Raw genomic sequence first — 15,835 nt, 5'->3', positions numbered from 1 at the left:
AAGGGATAAATTATCCCTTTGTATAAAGTCATGTTTAAAGAAATATAAGGAGAAATTAAAATAAAATGAAAGCAAATAAATTATTAAAAGTACTTTCAGCAGCAACTATCATATCTACCCTTGCTGTGGTCGAGAACTCTACACAAAGCAACACTACATTTGCTATAGAAAATAATGCCGTTGCTGCAAAAGATATAAAAAATCTTCCTGATGGAGAATATAATATCACTTCTGAAGCTCTTAAATTCTACGAAGAAGGTAAACCTTCAATGGCTGCCGCTGCTTTAGATACAACTAAAACTAAATTAATCGTGAAAAATGGTCAATATTTTGTAAATGTATCTTTTAAACCACTTGCATTCGGTGGTAAATTTGGTTATTTAGGAGATTTAAAATATTATGATGGTCCTAAAACTCATGTGGATCGTAGTAGTATTCAAGATAACGAATTCAGTCCTACAACTATAGTTAATTACTACAGCACTAGTGAAACTGATGATTTCATAGAAACGTATAAAAAGAAATTCCCTGAACGTACCGCTTATCCGAAAACGCTTTCATATAGCGTAGATAAAAATAAAATCGATTCAAATAACAAATTAGAAACTTATACTGAGGTTTACGTTCCAGTTATGGCTTCTATCAAAGATGAATTCGGAATTCAAAGAATGATTCTAAAATTTGATTTAAGCAATGCATTAAAAACGGTAGAAAATACTCAACCAACTCCAGCTAAACCTGCTGAAACGAAGCCTGTTACAAAACCTGAAACATCGGATAATACTCAACCTTCGGATAAACCAACAGATCCTGGAACTACAAAACCAGCTGAGCCTGTTAAACCTGTAGAAACTCCTAAACCTACAGAACCAGCTAAACCTGTTAAACCTGTAGAAACTCCTAAACCTACTCCTTCGGCTACTGCAACTTACTATAAAGGAGTTAAAGCTACATTACTGAATGCTTATCGTCCTGGTCAGAAATCTATGGGGGATGCAGCTTTAGAACATAGTAATGTTACTGTATTTAAAGAAGGAAATACTTACCACTACATCGTAAGATTCCATGATCTTTCAACTCAAGGATTCACTGGTGGAATCTCTAAATTCTGGGTAAATGGTACAGAGTACCCTGTTAACCCTACTGGTGGTGCTAATAAACAAGTAGAAGTGCACTTCACATCTACTGAAAAACTATCATCGGTTCCCGTTTCTGTATTCGTACAAGTTATGGAAGAAATTATGCCTGGTGGTGGTACACAAAATGCCACTTTATCATTTGACTGGTCTGGTGTAACTGAACAACAAGGTCAACCAATATCTGGTGGAAAACCAGGAAACAGTGGTTATACTCCTAAACCATCAGAGCCAGGTGGACAACAAGGAGGACAAAAACCTACTTCACCTATTACATCAACTACACCTCTACCTACTACACCTCAAGGGCAAGGTGTAGAAGTACCAGTTACTTACTTCGATAACGTAACTGCTACATTACTAAATGCATATGAATCAGGACGTGCTTCTATGGGGAATGCCGCATTAGATGGAATCACTGTATTTAAACACGGAGATACTTATCACTACAAAGTTCGTTTCCACGATATTAAAGTAGGAACACTTACAGACGGTATTACTAAATTCTGGGTGAATGGTATTGAATACCCTGTTTATAGAACAGGTGGAGCTATGAAACAAGTGGAAGTTCACTTTACATCGCCTGAAAAATTAACTAATATTCCTGTTTCAGTATTCGTTCCAACAATGGAAAGTATTATGCCTGGTGCTGGTAAAAAGGATGCAATCTTAAGCCTGAACTGGTCTAATGCTACTGAAAGACAAGGAACTGCAGTTATTGATGGTGGACAACCAGGATCAAGTGCCGCTGGTAATGGCGCTGGTGGTTTAACTCCAAAAGGTGGACGTTTAAATAACGGTAGACTTTCTAATACTGGATTAGAAACTTCATCATCTATCTTTGCAGGAGCTCTTACTCTAATGAGTGCCTTCATGGTAAGTAGAAGAAAACAAAAATAAAATAGTAAGATAATATCTCGCTAAATATTTATTATATTATCTACTCCGAAAGGCGGGAGAATTTCCCGTCTTTCTTAATTAAAAATTGAATAACATATAAGAAAGTGAGTTTTTATAATGAAACGAGTTTTAAAACTGTTAACGATAGTTATTGCTACATTAACATTTATCGTTACATCTAGTAATGTACCTTTCGTTAAAAATGTACACGCAGCTGATAAGGTATACAGTGTACCTGTTGAGCTGTGGCATGCTGAAAATAGTGGTCGTCTTTCTATGGGGAACAATGCATTAGCTACACACGCTACTGTAAATGTTCATGATAATAACACTTCTACTATTACTGTTCAATTCACCCCAATGGATTTCAGTAATATGCACGGTCACTTATTATCTCTTAGTATCTACTCATCTCCTATTTTCTCGGGTGGTCTAACTGCCGCTTCAGTAACAAGCACTTATAACGATACTAACTTAGATGGTGGTACTAGTACTTACCCTGGAACTCTAAGCTTTAATTTCGGTGAAGCTAAACCTGATAAAGTCGGTGTTAGAGTTGCTGTTGATGCTATGAACCAAATTATGGGTGGAGATGCCTCTCAAAATGCTATTATTAAATTCAACTGGTCTGCAGCTAATCTAGTATCTGGTTCTGAAGATTCATCTAAAGATAAAGAAAAAGAGAAAAAAGCTGAAGATAAGAAAAAAGAAGAAGAAAACAAAGATAAAAAAGATGAGAATAAAGCACCTGAAGGATTTGTTGCTAAAAAATTAGAAGATTACTTCAAAGATGATCAAAAAACAAAAAATCCAGGTCTTTATAATCTTGATATCACAGGTTCATACCTAAACCCTCTTACTGGTGTTACTGCTGATGGCGGGACTAAAAACACTGCTATCGGTGAAGGTATGGTTCAAGGTGTAATCTCACCTATTAATGCAGGTGGAGACCTTAATGAAGCTCTTAAAAATCAAAAATCCAACGGTGAAAAACGTTGGTCTAAAGCTATGCTTCAACGTACAAAAGATGGTAAATTATACGCAACTGTGCGTATCCACCTAATGAACTGGGTTCAACGTAGTAAAGAACAAGGGCCTTTCATTAAAGTTCTTCAAAAAGATGGAGAATTCAAACAAGTTGCTGCTACTGAAACAAAAGTAAACATAGAACAATATAAAGATAGCTATGTTGACTATCGTTTTGAAGTACCAAATGAAAACTTCTTGGCTATGGTACAAATGTATGTAGAACCTATGAATCGTCCTGTTCGTTATTTCGTAGAAGTTAATACTGATACTATTAAAAACGGAAATGATGGTCTAGACATGGAAGCTATTAAAGAAGCAAACTATACACCTTATTATTTAGGTGGGATAGGAGCTCTTGCAATAGCTGCTGGGCTTTACTTTCCTCGTAAAAAAAGAAAAAATAACTAGGAGATAATTCATGAGAAGAAAACTATCCCTACTATTTACACTACTTTTGGCTAGTATCTTAGTACTTACTGCTTGTTCATCACAAAATAAAGCTGGTAATACAACAGGAACAGATCCTAATCTAGCTGATAAAGCTTTTAATGAGACTATTGACTTAACAGGTGTAAATAAAGATAAAAAATCTGAAGAAGAAAATGGTAAACGTGTCATAATGGACTCTGTAGCTTTAGCTCAAGTAGCTAATGTTCTTGATATTAAATTAGCAGGGGTTCCTACTACAAAATTAGGTCGTATGCCTAAAAGATATGACAACACTGTTCAAATCGGACTTCCTATGAATCCAAATATGGAAGTTATCAAATCGATTAACCCTTCTATCGTATATGCTCCAGATAGTTTGCAAGACTGGATAAAAGAAGGATTCGAGAAGAATAAAATTCCTTATAAATTTGTAGATATTCGTAGTGTTAATGGATTATACGCTATTACAGAAGATCTAGCAAAAGAATTTGGTAAAACAGAAAAATTCAAAGAATTAAAGAAAGAACATGATGAGTTCTTCGCTAAATTCAATGAAAAAATCGCTAATAAGAAGAAACCAAAAGTTTTAGTTCTTATGGGCTTACCAGGTAGTTACATGGCTGCTACCGAAAAATCTTATGTTGGTAACCTTGTAAAATTAGCAGGTGGTGAAAATATCATTAAAGGTACTGAAGAATTTAAAAATCTAAACATAGAAACTGCTTTAAATGATAAACCGGACTTTATTTTACGTACTGCGCATGCAATGCCTGATAACGTAAATGAAATGTTTAAAAAAGAATTTAAAAACAATAAGAGTTGGTCTCACTTTGATGCGGTAAAAAATAATAAAGTTGTCGATTTAGATAGCTCAATGTTTGGTATGACGGCTACATACGATTACCAAAAAGGATTAGAAAGTCTATACAGTATTTTCTATAGTAACTAACACTAGTATCCAGAAGTGGCAAGTAGCTACTTCTGGATTTTTCATAATTTAAATTATATATTACTTATGATATACTAAATTTATAACTATATAAGGAGGTTCTTAATGTTTAAAAACAAAAAAGCAATCACTTTTTCTGTTCTTATTTTACTCTTATTAAGTACGATATTTTTTGCAGCGAACAGTGGTAGTATAAAAGCTAGCGTCGGGCAATTATCTGTTGGTATCTTTACCGGAGAATATGCCAATGTAAATGCAATTATAGACGTTCGTTTCCCAAGAATTATCATCACTATTTTGGTTGGGGCTGCTCTTGGAGTTAGTGGTTTATTATTACAAACAGTATTAAAGAACCCGCTTGTCGATCCTAGTATTATTGGTGTTTCTAGTGGAGCCAACCTATTTTTATACTTAGGATTAGGAATATTCCCACAATTTATGATATTTAAGTCTGTATTTTCTATCATCGGTGGTGTCCTTGGTTTCTTAATCATTTATTACCTAGCAGGTAGAACAAAAAACAATGTTAAAATTATTTTAATCGGTATTGCAATAAGTTATTTCTTCACAGGAATACTGAGTTCTATACAGTACTTGAATGCAGCTAACTCTACTACGTCATCTACATTCAAAACTGTTGGTTTAGGAACTAAAAACTGGGATGATGTTTCATTATTACTAAGTTGGATTCCTATATTACTAGTTATTAGTTTCTTCTTAGCTAAACTATGTAATATCTTCGCTTTAGATGATAATATTATTAGTTCACTTGGTATTAATATTAATGTGATTCGTTTATTAATTTCATTTGTTGCAGTATCCCTTGCTTCTGTTTCTACGGCAGTGGCTGGTGTAATGGTGTTCTTAGCTCTTATTACACCTCATATCGCTAAGATTATAATTGGACGAAATCATATTTACACTATTCCATTTAGTGCTCTGCTAGGAGCATTTATACTACTTTTATTCGATACAATCGGTCGCGTTATTTTCGCACCAATAGAAATACCTGCCGATTTAATAATGATGATTATAGGTGGACCTGTATTTATTATTTTAGTTAAGAAAGGAGTAAGTTAATGGAAAATATAATAGAAATTAATAACCTTACGTTTAAGTATGATAATAAAACTGCACTTTTTGAAGGTCTAAATGTAAATATTGAAAAAGGTAAGATTACTACCCTACTTGGTAAAAATGGTTGTGGTAAGAGCACACTAATAAAAATATTAGCGAAAAACTTAAACTATAATTCTGGAAGTGTAAAAATTGAAGGTAAGGAATTGAATTCATATTCATTAAAAGAACTTGCGAGTATTCTTGCAATTGTTTATCAAAAAAATGAAACACCGCGAGAAATTACCGTCTATGATATGGTTAGTTTTGCTAGACTTCCTTATCAAAATATCTTCTTTTACAAACCTAACGCTAGTGATGTTGAAAAAATTGAATTTGCTCTTAAAAAAACTAATTTACAGGCTTATAAAGATAAACGTGTAGACGAATTATCTGGAGGGCAACTTCAACGTGTTTACATTGCAATGGCATTAGCACAAAGCACTGATATTATTATATTAGACGAGCCTACTACTTTCCTTGATATAAAATATCAAAAATCTATAATGCAACTTGTTAGAGATCTTAATAAATCTCTGGGAATCACTATTATCATGGTCCTACACGATATAAATCAAGCACTAACTTATAGTGACAATATTATCGCTCTTCTTAATGGGAAAGTAATTAAAAATGATCAAGCTGCTAACTTTTTTGATGAAACTCTTCTAAACAGACTTTATGATGCTGATATCAAAATAGAAGATGGAAAAGTAATTAGTTGGTAACTTTTTAAATATCTGATATAAATATTTTGAATAAATCGCTACATCTTGGTATTAATACATAGATGTAGCGATATTTTTATACCTGTAAAGGCAGTTAATGTTATTTCAGCAATCTAATCTAAATAAATGCTGACTGCTTCTAGCTTTCTTTGATGTGCTAACTCTGCGTAAGTATCCATAGTAGTTGACATTGACTTATGCCCATTCTGACTTGGAGTTTTTTCCAATTTGTGCCTGCATTAAGCAACATTGAATCATGAGTGTGTCGAAACAAATGGAAACCATAATCTGGTGATTCTAGACTTACTAATTGAAAATGATAAAATAAGAATGTACAGTTTTGATAAAATAAAAATGTACAAATAGGTTATAATAGCGCATATTATCAGTTTCACTACCAGATTTGGCACAGCATTTATTCGACAAACCTCATTGAGTCTCTTAATAAAGAAATCAAACGTCAAACGAAAAAGAAGTTTTTTCCTAACGAGGAGTCTCTGGAACGTTACTTAGTTACTTTGTTTGAAGATTATAATTTCAAGCAAAGTCAACGAATCCATAAAGGGGGTGGCCAATGTTATGACACACTCGAAAGCTTATTTGATTAATACTCCGTAACTCTACTTGAGTGTTTACACATACTTATTGACAATATCAACATGATACGAGTAGGTATTTCTTGTGAGTAAATTTCATCAGAAAATTTCATAGATAAGTCCTATATATAATCATGGTAAAATAGTAAAAATAGTTATTATCCTAGTTGATTAAAAAAATCTCTGATTTCCTCATCTTTTATAAAATAATATATAATTTTCCCCTCTCTTCTAGTGCCCAAGATGTTTTCATTAGCTAGTTTACGAAGATGGTGGGATGCAGATGCCATACTGAGATCTAGTAAACAGGCTATATCACAAACACAGAGTTCTTCAACAGCAAGGAGATAAAAGATGATATTTATCTGTTTATTATCGGTAAACTTTGTTAAAATGCGAAGTGATTTTTGGACTTTTTCCTTTTCAAGGTAGTTCATTGCGGTTGTAACATTTTGTTGATTTATAATATTCACTTGGCAGATACTATCTTTTTTCATAATATTTTCTCCTATCCTAACATAGTCCATAGCATGTCAAAACTGTTATTTTCAATCAGGATATATATCCCCAATCCTAAATAAACAACGGCAATAAACCATCTGCTATATTTTTCCAAAGTTTCTCCAACAGATGGGACTTGTGCCAATTTTTGGGCAGAAAAAACCAAGAGATAAATCATGACTAGAAATGTAAGTAAAGCCACTATCAAATCCGCTAAATTTAATGTAGTAAAATATGGGACAAATATACCAATATTATCAGCACCGCAACTTGCAAAAGTAATCATAGCGACTAGAAAAATCAGGTTTTTATTATCTTTGCGCAACCCTTCTTTGGCAATAGCTTCTCCATCAGAATCTCCTAAAAGCAAAACTTTGAGACCTAAGAAAATTGGAATCAAACCGAGCAAACCTAAAATCTCTTTACTTGGAATATAATATAAGACAAATGCAAAAAGTAAACTTAACAATATTAGACTAACAGAGCCTAGAAATTGTCCTAAATAGATGTTAATGATGTCTTTTCTGCTTTTTCTTTTGGCAAAAAATAACATTAGGATAATAAGTAAGTCTACTGCTGTCCCAGAATACAGGATTATTGAAGTAACAACATTTTGAATCATAAAACACCTCATTCAAATTTATTTTTGAATATATTCTAACATTAAACTTTATAGATGTCAACTTCAATTCCACCAAAATATAGATAAGAAGTTAGTGTACCAAATATTAAAAAGTCCTGCCATTGAAATGATAGCAGGGCTTAACTTCAATATCCAACTGATATATTTATCTAAAAAAGGTAGAATTTTTATTGATTTATAGTACGATGTACTGAGTCTCAAAAAATCAAAAATCATTTAAAATCAATATTTTGACATCTATTGACGTGTACTGAAGCCCTTACTTAACCTCTAAAAAATAACAAATAACACCTCTTCTAAAACTATTAAAATTAATGTTTTACAATATTCATTATTAACTTCCTTCAGATTATATAATCATTGATTTTAGTGCTAAATAATTGTAAAATATATTGGTACAAATAAATAATAAAATAATTACAAAGGAGTTTTTTTATGGAAATACTAACTACCCTAGGTATATTTGTCATAATTGTAATACTTGGTTCATTTTTAAATAATCTTTTTCCACGTATTCCAGCAGCTTTATTCCAAATAATACTTGGTGCTGCGGTAACATTTATTCCTAACCTCCCACTTCACTTTGAGTTTGAATCAGAAATGTTTATGATGTTAGTTATCGCTCCCTTATTATTTACTGACGGTTTCAACTCGTCCTTAAAGAATATCTGGCTATACAAACGTCCAATTATATATATGGCAATATTTTTAGTTCTTGTCACGGTAATTATTGTCGGTAGCATAATTCATTTCTTACTTCCAATGATTCCATGGGCAGCATGTTTTGTTTTAGCCGCTATCCTATCACCTACAGATGCTGTTGCTGTTAAATCAATAACTAAAGGAATGAAACTACCTAAGGGACTTATGGCAATATTAGAAGGTGAATCACTTCTTAATGATGCTTCTGGTCTTGTATCATTTAACATAGCTCTAGCAGCTGTTCTTACTAACACGTTTTCTGTCACAAATGCAGGATATAAATTTTTAGTAGTTGCGGGCGGTGGAGCAATCTTTGGACTTATTATTGGGATAGCTTTCTCTTATATTAAGTTTATATTCTCAACAAAGTTTGCTGATGAATCTAATATTTTAGTTATTTTTCAATTAATAACACCAGTTATAGTATTCTATCTAGCAGAGCATATCGGTGTCTCTGGTATCGTTGCTGTCGTAATTACAGCTCTAGTTTACAACTACCAGAGAAAACTTCACTTACTCACTATTGTAAGTAGTGATGCTGCAGTAACTATAGATAGTACTCAACAAATAGCAAGTTATGTTCTTAATGGCTTCGTATTTACATTTTTAGGGTATTTACTCCCAGAGATATATCATACAATGTTTAACAATAGAGAGATTGATATTGTATATGGATTCATTATTTCATTAGTTATTGTTTTAGGTCTAATGATTGTCAGATTGATCTTTGTATATTTCCACTACATATCATTCCAACCTCATCATTTCACAACTGCTAGAAAAACAGCAAAAATAATATTAAATAGAAAATTTGACAAAGATAACTATTCTAGATTTAGCTACTCTCTAATTGCTAGTTTATGCGGTATTCACGGTACAGTAACGCTTGCTACAGCGCTTATGATTCCAGTTGTAACTGCTACTGGGGATAACTTCCCACTTAGAAATACCATCTTATTTATTGCAAGTAATGTCGTGTTACTAAGTATTATTATCGGTACAATCGCCCTTCCACTTGCTGTTAAAGGAGAAGATGAAGAAAAAGAATATACTCAATATTCTCTTCGTGAAAAAACCCTAGAAGGAACACTTGAAGAACTAAAAGAACGTGATATTTCTAAGAAATCTGTCGAAGAAAAAGTTGCTTATGCTTTTGAAATAAAAATTTTACACGAACTAAAAACATACTTTAGAAATATACAAACTGGAAAATTTAAGAATATAAACGAAGCATTGTCACTACATAAGAAAATAATGAAAGCACAAGACAAAGCTCTTCCTGAAATACTTAAGGACAATCCTAACATTGAACAAATCTTGGAAATTTCTAAAATTATGCAACTTAGAAAATCTTTATTGTTCACATATTCGATGCCAAAAAACTTATTACTTAATTTAAGAATATATGTAAAAGAATCCAATCTAAAACGTCGTTTAACTCGTCATTTGGTTGCTAAAGATTTAACTCCAGAATTCTATGAGAAACTTAGAGAAAAAGTTCCAAAAAGAAGAAAAGGAAACTTCGTCAATAAATTAGATGAAATTAAACAAAGAGCCGAAGCTTCTTCTAGTCAAATTCAAGCTATTATTGATTGTTCGCCTACAGTAAGAGACGCACTTCTTGATATAGCTTATAAGGTTATTGATGAAAAGTGTTCAGATGAAAATACTGCAGAATTCGTTAAAGATGTATATAGATACTACTCATTCACCTTGTTTGAAGTATTTTTAGAAGATATCGATTTTGAAGAAGAACTTAAAGAACTTCAAATGGAAGCAGTTCGACTTTTAAAATACAGAATATTAACGATGAGAAAATTGAATTATATTTCTCTAGAAGATTCTTACACCGCTCTTCGCGACTTAAACTTCAGTGAATCCATGATTTTCCCTCGTGAAACTGAAGAAGAATAAAGTAAAAAAGCTGACCTCTAGTTAGATTATTATCTAAACTTTGAGGTCAGTATTTATTTAGGTTATTTTTTATTTTTTAAATTCTACGACAAAATCGTAACCACGTTCTGTTTTTGCTCCAAAATAGGCATCAACTACTTTATAGCCACGTTTTTCTACTTTAGCGATTTTTGTTTGTATAGCAGCTTTAACTTGTTCTACAGTTGAATTTCTAGGAAGTTTTATAGTAGTATCTCCATCTACATCCAATGCTCCAGCTATTCCTGGTAAAGTTTTTAAATTGAAGTAAATATTAACATCTACAGTTTCTTGTCCTTCTGCTGATCTTTTAGCTCTTTTTTGAACTAATGGGGCTTTTCTAAAGCCTGTATTGTTAGCTAATGTAGATTTAGATTCTTTTGTAAATTCTACAACATAGTCATAACCACGTTCTGTTTTCGCTCCAAAGTAGAAATCACTAACTTTATAACCACGTTTTTCTACTTTCGCAATTTTATCTTTTATAGCTTCTTTTACTTGTTCTTTACTAGCATCTTTTGGAAGTTTAATGGTATTATCTCCATCTACATCCAATGCTCCAGCTATTCCTGGTAAAGTTTTTAAATTGAAATAAACATTTACATCTACAGTTTCTTTTTGCTCTACCGATCTTTTTGCTCTTTTTTGAATTAATGGTGCTTTTCTAAAACCTGTATTGTTAGCTGATGTAGATTTAGATTCTTTTGTAAATTCTACAACATAATCATAGCTATCTCCACCTTCAACGATTTGATCTAAATCTGTAGTTGAAACAACTTTAAAACCTTGTTTATTTAATTTCTCTATTTGAGATTTTGTATGTTCTTCAATAGCTTTCTTAATTTCTTCTTTTGTAGCATTTCCAGATAAAGTTAACATATTGTTTTCTCCTACTTCACCTAATGCTCCGGCTATATCTTTTAGGTTTGTTAGATTGTAATAGATATTTATTTGTTTTGTTTTATTAGATAGATCTCTTTTTACAACTTTTTTAGTTCTAACTTGAAATTCAGGAGCATTTCTGAAACTAGAAGTTCCTGCTTTCTCTTTAGTGAAAGTAACTACATAATTAAAGTTCTTCACACTAGTATCTTGCTCGAATACTATTTCTTCTTTTACTTTATATCCATGTTTAGCTAATTCTTGAGCCTTAGCTTGAATTTTTGCTTTAACTAATTCTTTTACTTCATCTTCAGTTGCTGAATTTGAAATAGCTACTGTATTATTTTCTCCTGGATCAGATAAAAATCCATTGATATCTGGCATTCCGTCATAATTATAACTTATGTTTACCGTACCGTCTGGTTGATTTGCTTCTCGTGCTACTCTTCTTGCTCTAACTTGAACTTCAGGAGCATTTCTGAAACTAGAAGTTCCCTCTGAAGTTGAAGCAGGTTGTGTTGGAGTTACTGGTGAAGTTGGTCTTTCTTCAGTGGCAGGTTTTGTCGGAGTTGTTGATGTAGCTTCACCTGCCCCATGGCCTATTGCTGTACTTCCATTGTCAATAGTAGTACCTTCATTACGGCCATTTGTTAAATTATCTTTGTTATAATTTGGTGCTGGTAATTCTTCACCTGGAACATTAATCTCATCAATCTTAGTTTGATATTCATCCGCAGCATCTACTGCTGCATCGTGATCTTTAGCATTATTTATCGCTTCTAATCCTGCTTCTTTTAATTCTTTTAATTTAGCTTCTAATTTAGCTTTTTCTGCTTCATCTTTAACTTTTTCAATTTCACTAAGTTTTAAAGCCGCAATTTTTTCAATAACATCTGTTCCATCTTTTCTTGCTTCCTCAAGTTTTTCATCTTTAGGTGTTACTTCTTCAGATGGAGTACCTTCTTTTGGAGCTGCTGGTTCTTCTGCTTTTGGCGCTGGAGCTGATGGTTCTTCCACTTTTGGCGCTGGCGCTGATGGTTCTTCCGCTTTTGGCGCTGGTGTCGCTGGCTCTTCTGCTTTCGGTGCTGGCGCTGCTAGTTCCTCTGCTTTTGGCGCTGGTGTCGCTGGCTCTTCTGCTTTCGGTGCTGGCGCCGCTGGCTCTTCTGCTTTCGGTGCTGGCGCTGCTGGTTCCTCTGCTTTTGGCGCTGGCGCTGATGGTTCCTCTGCTTTTGGCGCTGGCACTGCTGGCTCTTCCGCTTTCGGTGCTGGCGCTGATGGTTCCTCTGCTTTTGGTGCTGGCGCTGATGGCTCTTCTGTTTTTGGTGCTGGCGCTGATGGCTCTTCTGCTTTCGATGCTGGCGCTGATGGTTCTTCTGTTTTTGGTGCTGGCGCTGCTGGTTCTTCCTCTTTCGGTGCTAGCGCTGCTGGTTCTTCCTCTTTCGGTGCTGGCGCTAATGGTTCTTCTGCTTTTGGTGCTGGTTCTGCTTTTGGTGCTGGCGCCGTTGGCTCTTCTGCTTTTGGCGCTGGCACTGCTGGCTCTTCCTCTTTCGGTGCTGGCGCTGATGGTTCCTCTGCTTTTGGTGCTGGCGTCGCTGGCTCTTCTACTTTTGGCGCTGGTGTCGCTGGCTCTTCTGCTTTCGGTGCTGGCGCTGCTGGTTCCTCTGCTTTTGGCGCTGGCACTACTGGCTCTTCCGCTTTCGGTGCTGGCACTACTAGCTCTTCTGCTTTCGGTGCTGGCGCTGCTGGTTCCTCTGCTTTTGGTGCTGGCGCTGCTGGCTCTTCCACTTTTGGTGCTGGCGCCGCTGGTTCTTCCGCTTTCGGCGCTGGGGCTGCTGGTTCCTCTACTTTTGGTGCTGGCACTGCTGGTTCTTCCACTTTTGGTGTTGGAGCTACTGGTTCTTCCGCTTTCGGCGCTGGCGCTGCTGGTTCCTCTACTTTTGGTGCTGGCACTGCTGGTTCTTCCACTTTTGGTGTTGGAGCTACTGGTTCTTCCGCTTTCGGCGCTGGCGCTGCTGGTTCTTCTGCTTTTGGTGCTGGCGCTGCTGGTTCCTCTGCTTTTGGTGCTGGGGTAGCTGGCTCTTCCACTTTTGGTGCTGGCGCCGCTGGTTCTTCCGCTTTCGGCGCTGGGGCTGCTGGTTCCTCTACTTTTGATGCTGGCACTGCTGGTTCTTCTGCTTTTGGTGCTGGCGCTGCTGGTTCTTCCGCTTTCGGCGCTAGGGCTGCTGGTTCTTCCGCTTTTGGTAATTCCGATTCTACAGCAGGTTCAACTATTGCTCCACCTAAAACTTCTTTATATTCTGGTTTTACTAGTACTTCTGGTTTTACAATAGCACCTTCTTTAACTTTACTTTCTGGAACATATTTTGTTCCTTCATTTAAAGTTGGATTTTTTTCTACTAGCTCATATGCTTTATAGACAACTTTTGCTTCAATTATATTCCCACTTAATTCATTACTATATGAAATCGACTTTTCTACTAATTCTCTTACTACACTTGTATTAGGTAGTGATTTTTCTTTTTTACTTTCTTTTGTAATAGAAGCACTGTTGTTATTTATACTTGCACCTGGTTGAACTATTTTTGATACTTGACCTTTTTTTAGATTACCTAGATTATAAGTATAATTTTTCCCGTTAATTTTGGCATATAGAATTGCTTCATAAGTATCTCTAACTGCAGTTACATGAAATACTATATCTCCATTAATTTCTTCTGAACTAATTGTAAGATCTTGTGTTGTTTTATTACTACTTGCTTCTGAAATATTGTCTACTCTATTCTCAGCGAATACAGCTAGTGGATTTGCTAATGTAAATAATAGTACACTGGCAGTAGCTACCTTTGATATTTTTTTCATTTAAAATTCCTCCTAAATTGTTGGTTGTTTTTTATAAATATTATGGTTACTTTCTATTCCATTATTCTCCTATTTTTCTTATTTGTCAAGCATATAATTCCCGAAAAAACGAAAGTTATTTTCATATAATTTCTTTCATATTTTCAAAGAGATAAATAATTTTAAGATTTTATAGCTATATACAATTCTTTCAACAACTGATAGTTTTTTATTTACATATAGTATAAAATATTTCTTATAATATAATCATCATCCTTGACAAAGACCTGAATTCATGTTTTAATATACCCTATAGGGGTATATAGGAGGTAATAATATGTTTTTTTTATTCACAAAAGTTGACAGTATTTCTACTGCTGAACTGGAAAATAAATTAAAGGAAAATATTCAACTAATAGACGTAAGAACACCTGGTGAGTTTAGAAGAGGCCACATAAAAAATGCAAAAAATATTCCACTAAATCAAATCGGTAGCTTCACTCCAATCGCTGACAAAAAAACATATGTAATTTGTCACTCTGGAGCAAGAAGTAAACTTGCCGCAAAAAAACTTAAAAAAAGAGGTTTCGATGTTGTCAATGTTAAAGGCGGAATGCATGCATGGCGAGGTAAAATAGTTTAAAATTAGACCATGAATAATTTAGCTCTGTTAAAAACATAACATGTTTCAGAGTATTACAGTAGTTAAATTTAGTAATATGAAAGGAATTAACTATGAAAAACAATATTTCAATGAAGGATTTTTATGAAAAATATACTAATAGTAGTGAAAAACTCACTATTCTTGATGTAAGAGAAATTCATGAATATGCAGCTGGTCACATACCTTCTGCTCAAAATTTCCCTTTAAGTACTTTAGGCACAGATTTTTCTAAATTAGACAAAAATCAAAAATACTACGTGATTTGTCAAGCAGGTGGTCGTTCAGCTAAAGCATATGATTTTCTTGATGCACAAGGATTTGATGTTATAAATGTTGAAGGTGGCATGAATAACTGGCCTGGAGAAACAAAATAAAAAATTAAACAACCAATTAGTAAAAAACAACCAACAATTAATTTATAAAATTTTCTATAAAATTAATACATCTTAAAAAATAAAAGTCTTGGTCCAAAATAATCTTGAATCAAGACTTTTATTACTAATTTAGTATGCTATTTCTTTTTTACTAGATACTGTATAGCTTTTTCTATTTTTTCCTTATGCTCTTCAGGATTTTCTGTAGGATTATTAATACATTCCATAAGATTTTCTGTTATTAATAATTCAATAACTTTGTCAACACTAGAACGAACTGCACTTAGCTGAATCATAATATCCATACAATCTCGCTCTTCTTCTATCATTTTTTGAATTCCTCTAAGCTGTCCTTCAGAACGTTTTAAACGCGTTATGTACTTTGACTTTGACATATATTTTTCCTCAGTATATTT

12 protein-coding genes and 1 pseudogene are annotated in these 15,835 nt (G+C 34.0%); 9 read left to right on the top strand and 4 right to left on the bottom strand.

Features of this window, described 5'->3' with window-relative positions:
* Window positions 1-65: 65 nt before the first annotated feature.
* From ACWOBP_RS02130 to ACWOBP_RS02105, 6 genes and pseudogenes are all read left to right on the top strand, one after another.
* The gene (locus ACWOBP_RS02130; protein ID WP_455337261.1) at window positions 66-2,036 is read left to right on the top strand and encodes a hypothetical protein; all 1,971 of its coding nucleotides are present in this window, start codon (window positions 66-68) and stop codon (window positions 2,034-2,036) included.
* A gap of 117 nt (window positions 2,037-2,153) precedes the next feature.
* The gene (locus ACWOBP_RS02125) at window positions 2,154-3,473 is read left to right on the top strand and encodes a heme-binding Shp domain-containing protein (RefSeq protein ID WP_455337260.1); all 1,320 of its coding nucleotides are present in this window, start codon (window positions 2,154-2,156) and stop codon (window positions 3,471-3,473) included.
* A 10-nt stretch (window positions 3,474-3,483) separates the two neighbouring features.
* Entirely contained in the window at window positions 3,484-4,443 is a 960-nt protein-coding gene (gene isdE, locus ACWOBP_RS02120; RefSeq protein WP_455337259.1) for a heme ABC transporter substrate-binding protein IsdE, read from the top strand.
* Between the two features lie 105 nt (window positions 4,444-4,548).
* Complete coding sequence (locus ACWOBP_RS02115; RefSeq protein WP_455337258.1) at window positions 4,549-5,523, top strand: FecCD family ABC transporter permease; 975 nt, start codon at window positions 4,549-4,551, stop codon at window positions 5,521-5,523.
* Entirely contained in the window at window positions 5,523-6,287 is a 765-nt protein-coding gene (locus ACWOBP_RS02110) for an ABC transporter ATP-binding protein (protein WP_455337257.1), read from the top strand. Before ACWOBP_RS02115 ends, ACWOBP_RS02110 begins: the two co-directional genes overlap by 1 nt.
* Window positions 6,288-6,667: 380 nt before the next feature.
* A pseudogene (locus ACWOBP_RS02105) lies at window positions 6,668-6,895 on the top strand (transposase); the annotation flags it as partial.
* Between the two features lie 146 nt (window positions 6,896-7,041).
* Here the strand turns inward: ACWOBP_RS02105 and cadX are convergent.
* Window positions 7,042-7,380, bottom strand: coding sequence for a Cd(II)/Zn(II)-sensing metalloregulatory transcriptional regulator CadX (cadX, locus tag ACWOBP_RS02100; protein ID WP_455337256.1), 339 nt, complete (start codon window positions 7,378-7,380; stop codon window positions 7,042-7,044).
* 11 nt (window positions 7,381-7,391) lie between these two features.
* The gene (locus ACWOBP_RS02095; RefSeq protein WP_455337255.1) at window positions 7,392-8,006 is read right to left on the bottom strand and encodes a CadD family cadmium resistance transporter; all 615 of its coding nucleotides are present in this window, start codon (window positions 8,004-8,006) and stop codon (window positions 7,392-7,394) included.
* A gap of 456 nt (window positions 8,007-8,462) precedes the next feature.
* Between ACWOBP_RS02095 and ACWOBP_RS02090 the strand changes: the two genes are divergently transcribed.
* Window positions 8,463-10,643, top strand: coding sequence for a cation:proton antiporter domain-containing protein (locus ACWOBP_RS02090; protein ID WP_455337254.1), 2,181 nt, complete (start codon window positions 8,463-8,465; stop codon window positions 10,641-10,643).
* 69 nt (window positions 10,644-10,712) lie between these two features.
* Here ACWOBP_RS02090 and ACWOBP_RS02085 read toward each other — a convergent pair whose 3' ends face one another.
* Entirely contained in the window at window positions 10,713-14,402 is a 3,690-nt protein-coding gene (locus ACWOBP_RS02085; protein ID WP_455337253.1) for a hypothetical protein, read from the bottom strand.
* A 316-nt stretch (window positions 14,403-14,718) separates the two neighbouring features.
* On the opposite strand from ACWOBP_RS02085, the gene ACWOBP_RS02080 reads away from it, so the two are divergent.
* Complete coding sequence (locus ACWOBP_RS02080; RefSeq protein ID WP_455337252.1) at window positions 14,719-15,024, top strand: rhodanese-like domain-containing protein; 306 nt, start codon at window positions 14,719-14,721, stop codon at window positions 15,022-15,024.
* A 92-nt stretch (window positions 15,025-15,116) separates the two neighbouring features.
* Window positions 15,117-15,419 (top strand): rhodanese-like domain-containing protein, encoded by a 303-nt coding sequence (locus ACWOBP_RS02075; RefSeq protein ID WP_455337251.1) that lies wholly within the window; start codon window positions 15,117-15,119, stop codon window positions 15,417-15,419.
* A 137-nt stretch (window positions 15,420-15,556) separates the two neighbouring features.
* On the opposite strand, the gene ACWOBP_RS02070 is transcribed toward ACWOBP_RS02075, so the two are convergent.
* On the bottom strand, window positions 15,557-15,814 hold the full coding sequence (locus ACWOBP_RS02070; protein WP_040464191.1) for a metal-sensitive transcriptional regulator: 258 nt from the start codon (window positions 15,812-15,814) through the stop codon (window positions 15,557-15,559).
* Window positions 15,815-15,835: the final 21 nt, after the last annotated feature.

It is taken from the genome of Gemella parahaemolysans (genome assembly GCF_053758945.1).
The sequence above is the reverse complement of the archived record's forward strand: the minus strand, read 5'-3'. Positions and strand labels throughout refer to the sequence as shown.

What these genes read in the sequence shown, in the direction of transcription:
- ACWOBP_RS02090 (WP_455337254.1), top strand. Translation starts at nt 8,463, where the DNA reads ATGGAAATACTAACTACCCTAGGTATATTTGTCATAATTGTAATACTT.
- isdE (WP_455337259.1), top strand. Translation starts at nt 3,484, where the DNA reads ATGAGAAGAAAACTATCCCTACTATTTACACTACTTTTGGCTAGTATC.
- ACWOBP_RS02070 (WP_040464191.1), bottom strand. Translation starts at nt 15,814, where the DNA reads ATGTCAAAGTCAAAGTACATAACGCGTTTAAAACGTTCTGAAGGACAG.
- ACWOBP_RS02095 (WP_455337255.1), bottom strand. Translation starts at nt 8,006, where the DNA reads ATGATTCAAAATGTTGTTACTTCAATAATCCTGTATTCTGGGACAGCA.
- cadX (WP_455337256.1), bottom strand. Translation starts at nt 7,380, where the DNA reads ATGAAAAAAGATAGTATCTGCCAAGTGAATATTATAAATCAACAAAAT.
- ACWOBP_RS02115 (WP_455337258.1), top strand. Translation starts at nt 4,549, where the DNA reads ATGTTTAAAAACAAAAAAGCAATCACTTTTTCTGTTCTTATTTTACTC.
- ACWOBP_RS02080 (WP_455337252.1), top strand. Translation starts at nt 14,719, where the DNA reads ATGTTTTTTTTATTCACAAAAGTTGACAGTATTTCTACTGCTGAACTG.
- ACWOBP_RS02075 (WP_455337251.1), top strand. Translation starts at nt 15,117, where the DNA reads ATGAAAAACAATATTTCAATGAAGGATTTTTATGAAAAATATACTAAT.
- ACWOBP_RS02110 (WP_455337257.1), top strand. Translation starts at nt 5,523, where the DNA reads ATGGAAAATATAATAGAAATTAATAACCTTACGTTTAAGTATGATAAT.
- ACWOBP_RS02130 (WP_455337261.1), top strand. Translation starts at nt 66, where the DNA reads ATGAAAGCAAATAAATTATTAAAAGTACTTTCAGCAGCAACTATCATA.
- ACWOBP_RS02085 (WP_455337253.1), bottom strand. Translation starts at nt 14,402, where the DNA reads ATGAAAAAAATATCAAAGGTAGCTACTGCCAGTGTACTATTATTTACA.
- ACWOBP_RS02125 (WP_455337260.1), top strand. Translation starts at nt 2,154, where the DNA reads ATGAAACGAGTTTTAAAACTGTTAACGATAGTTATTGCTACATTAACA.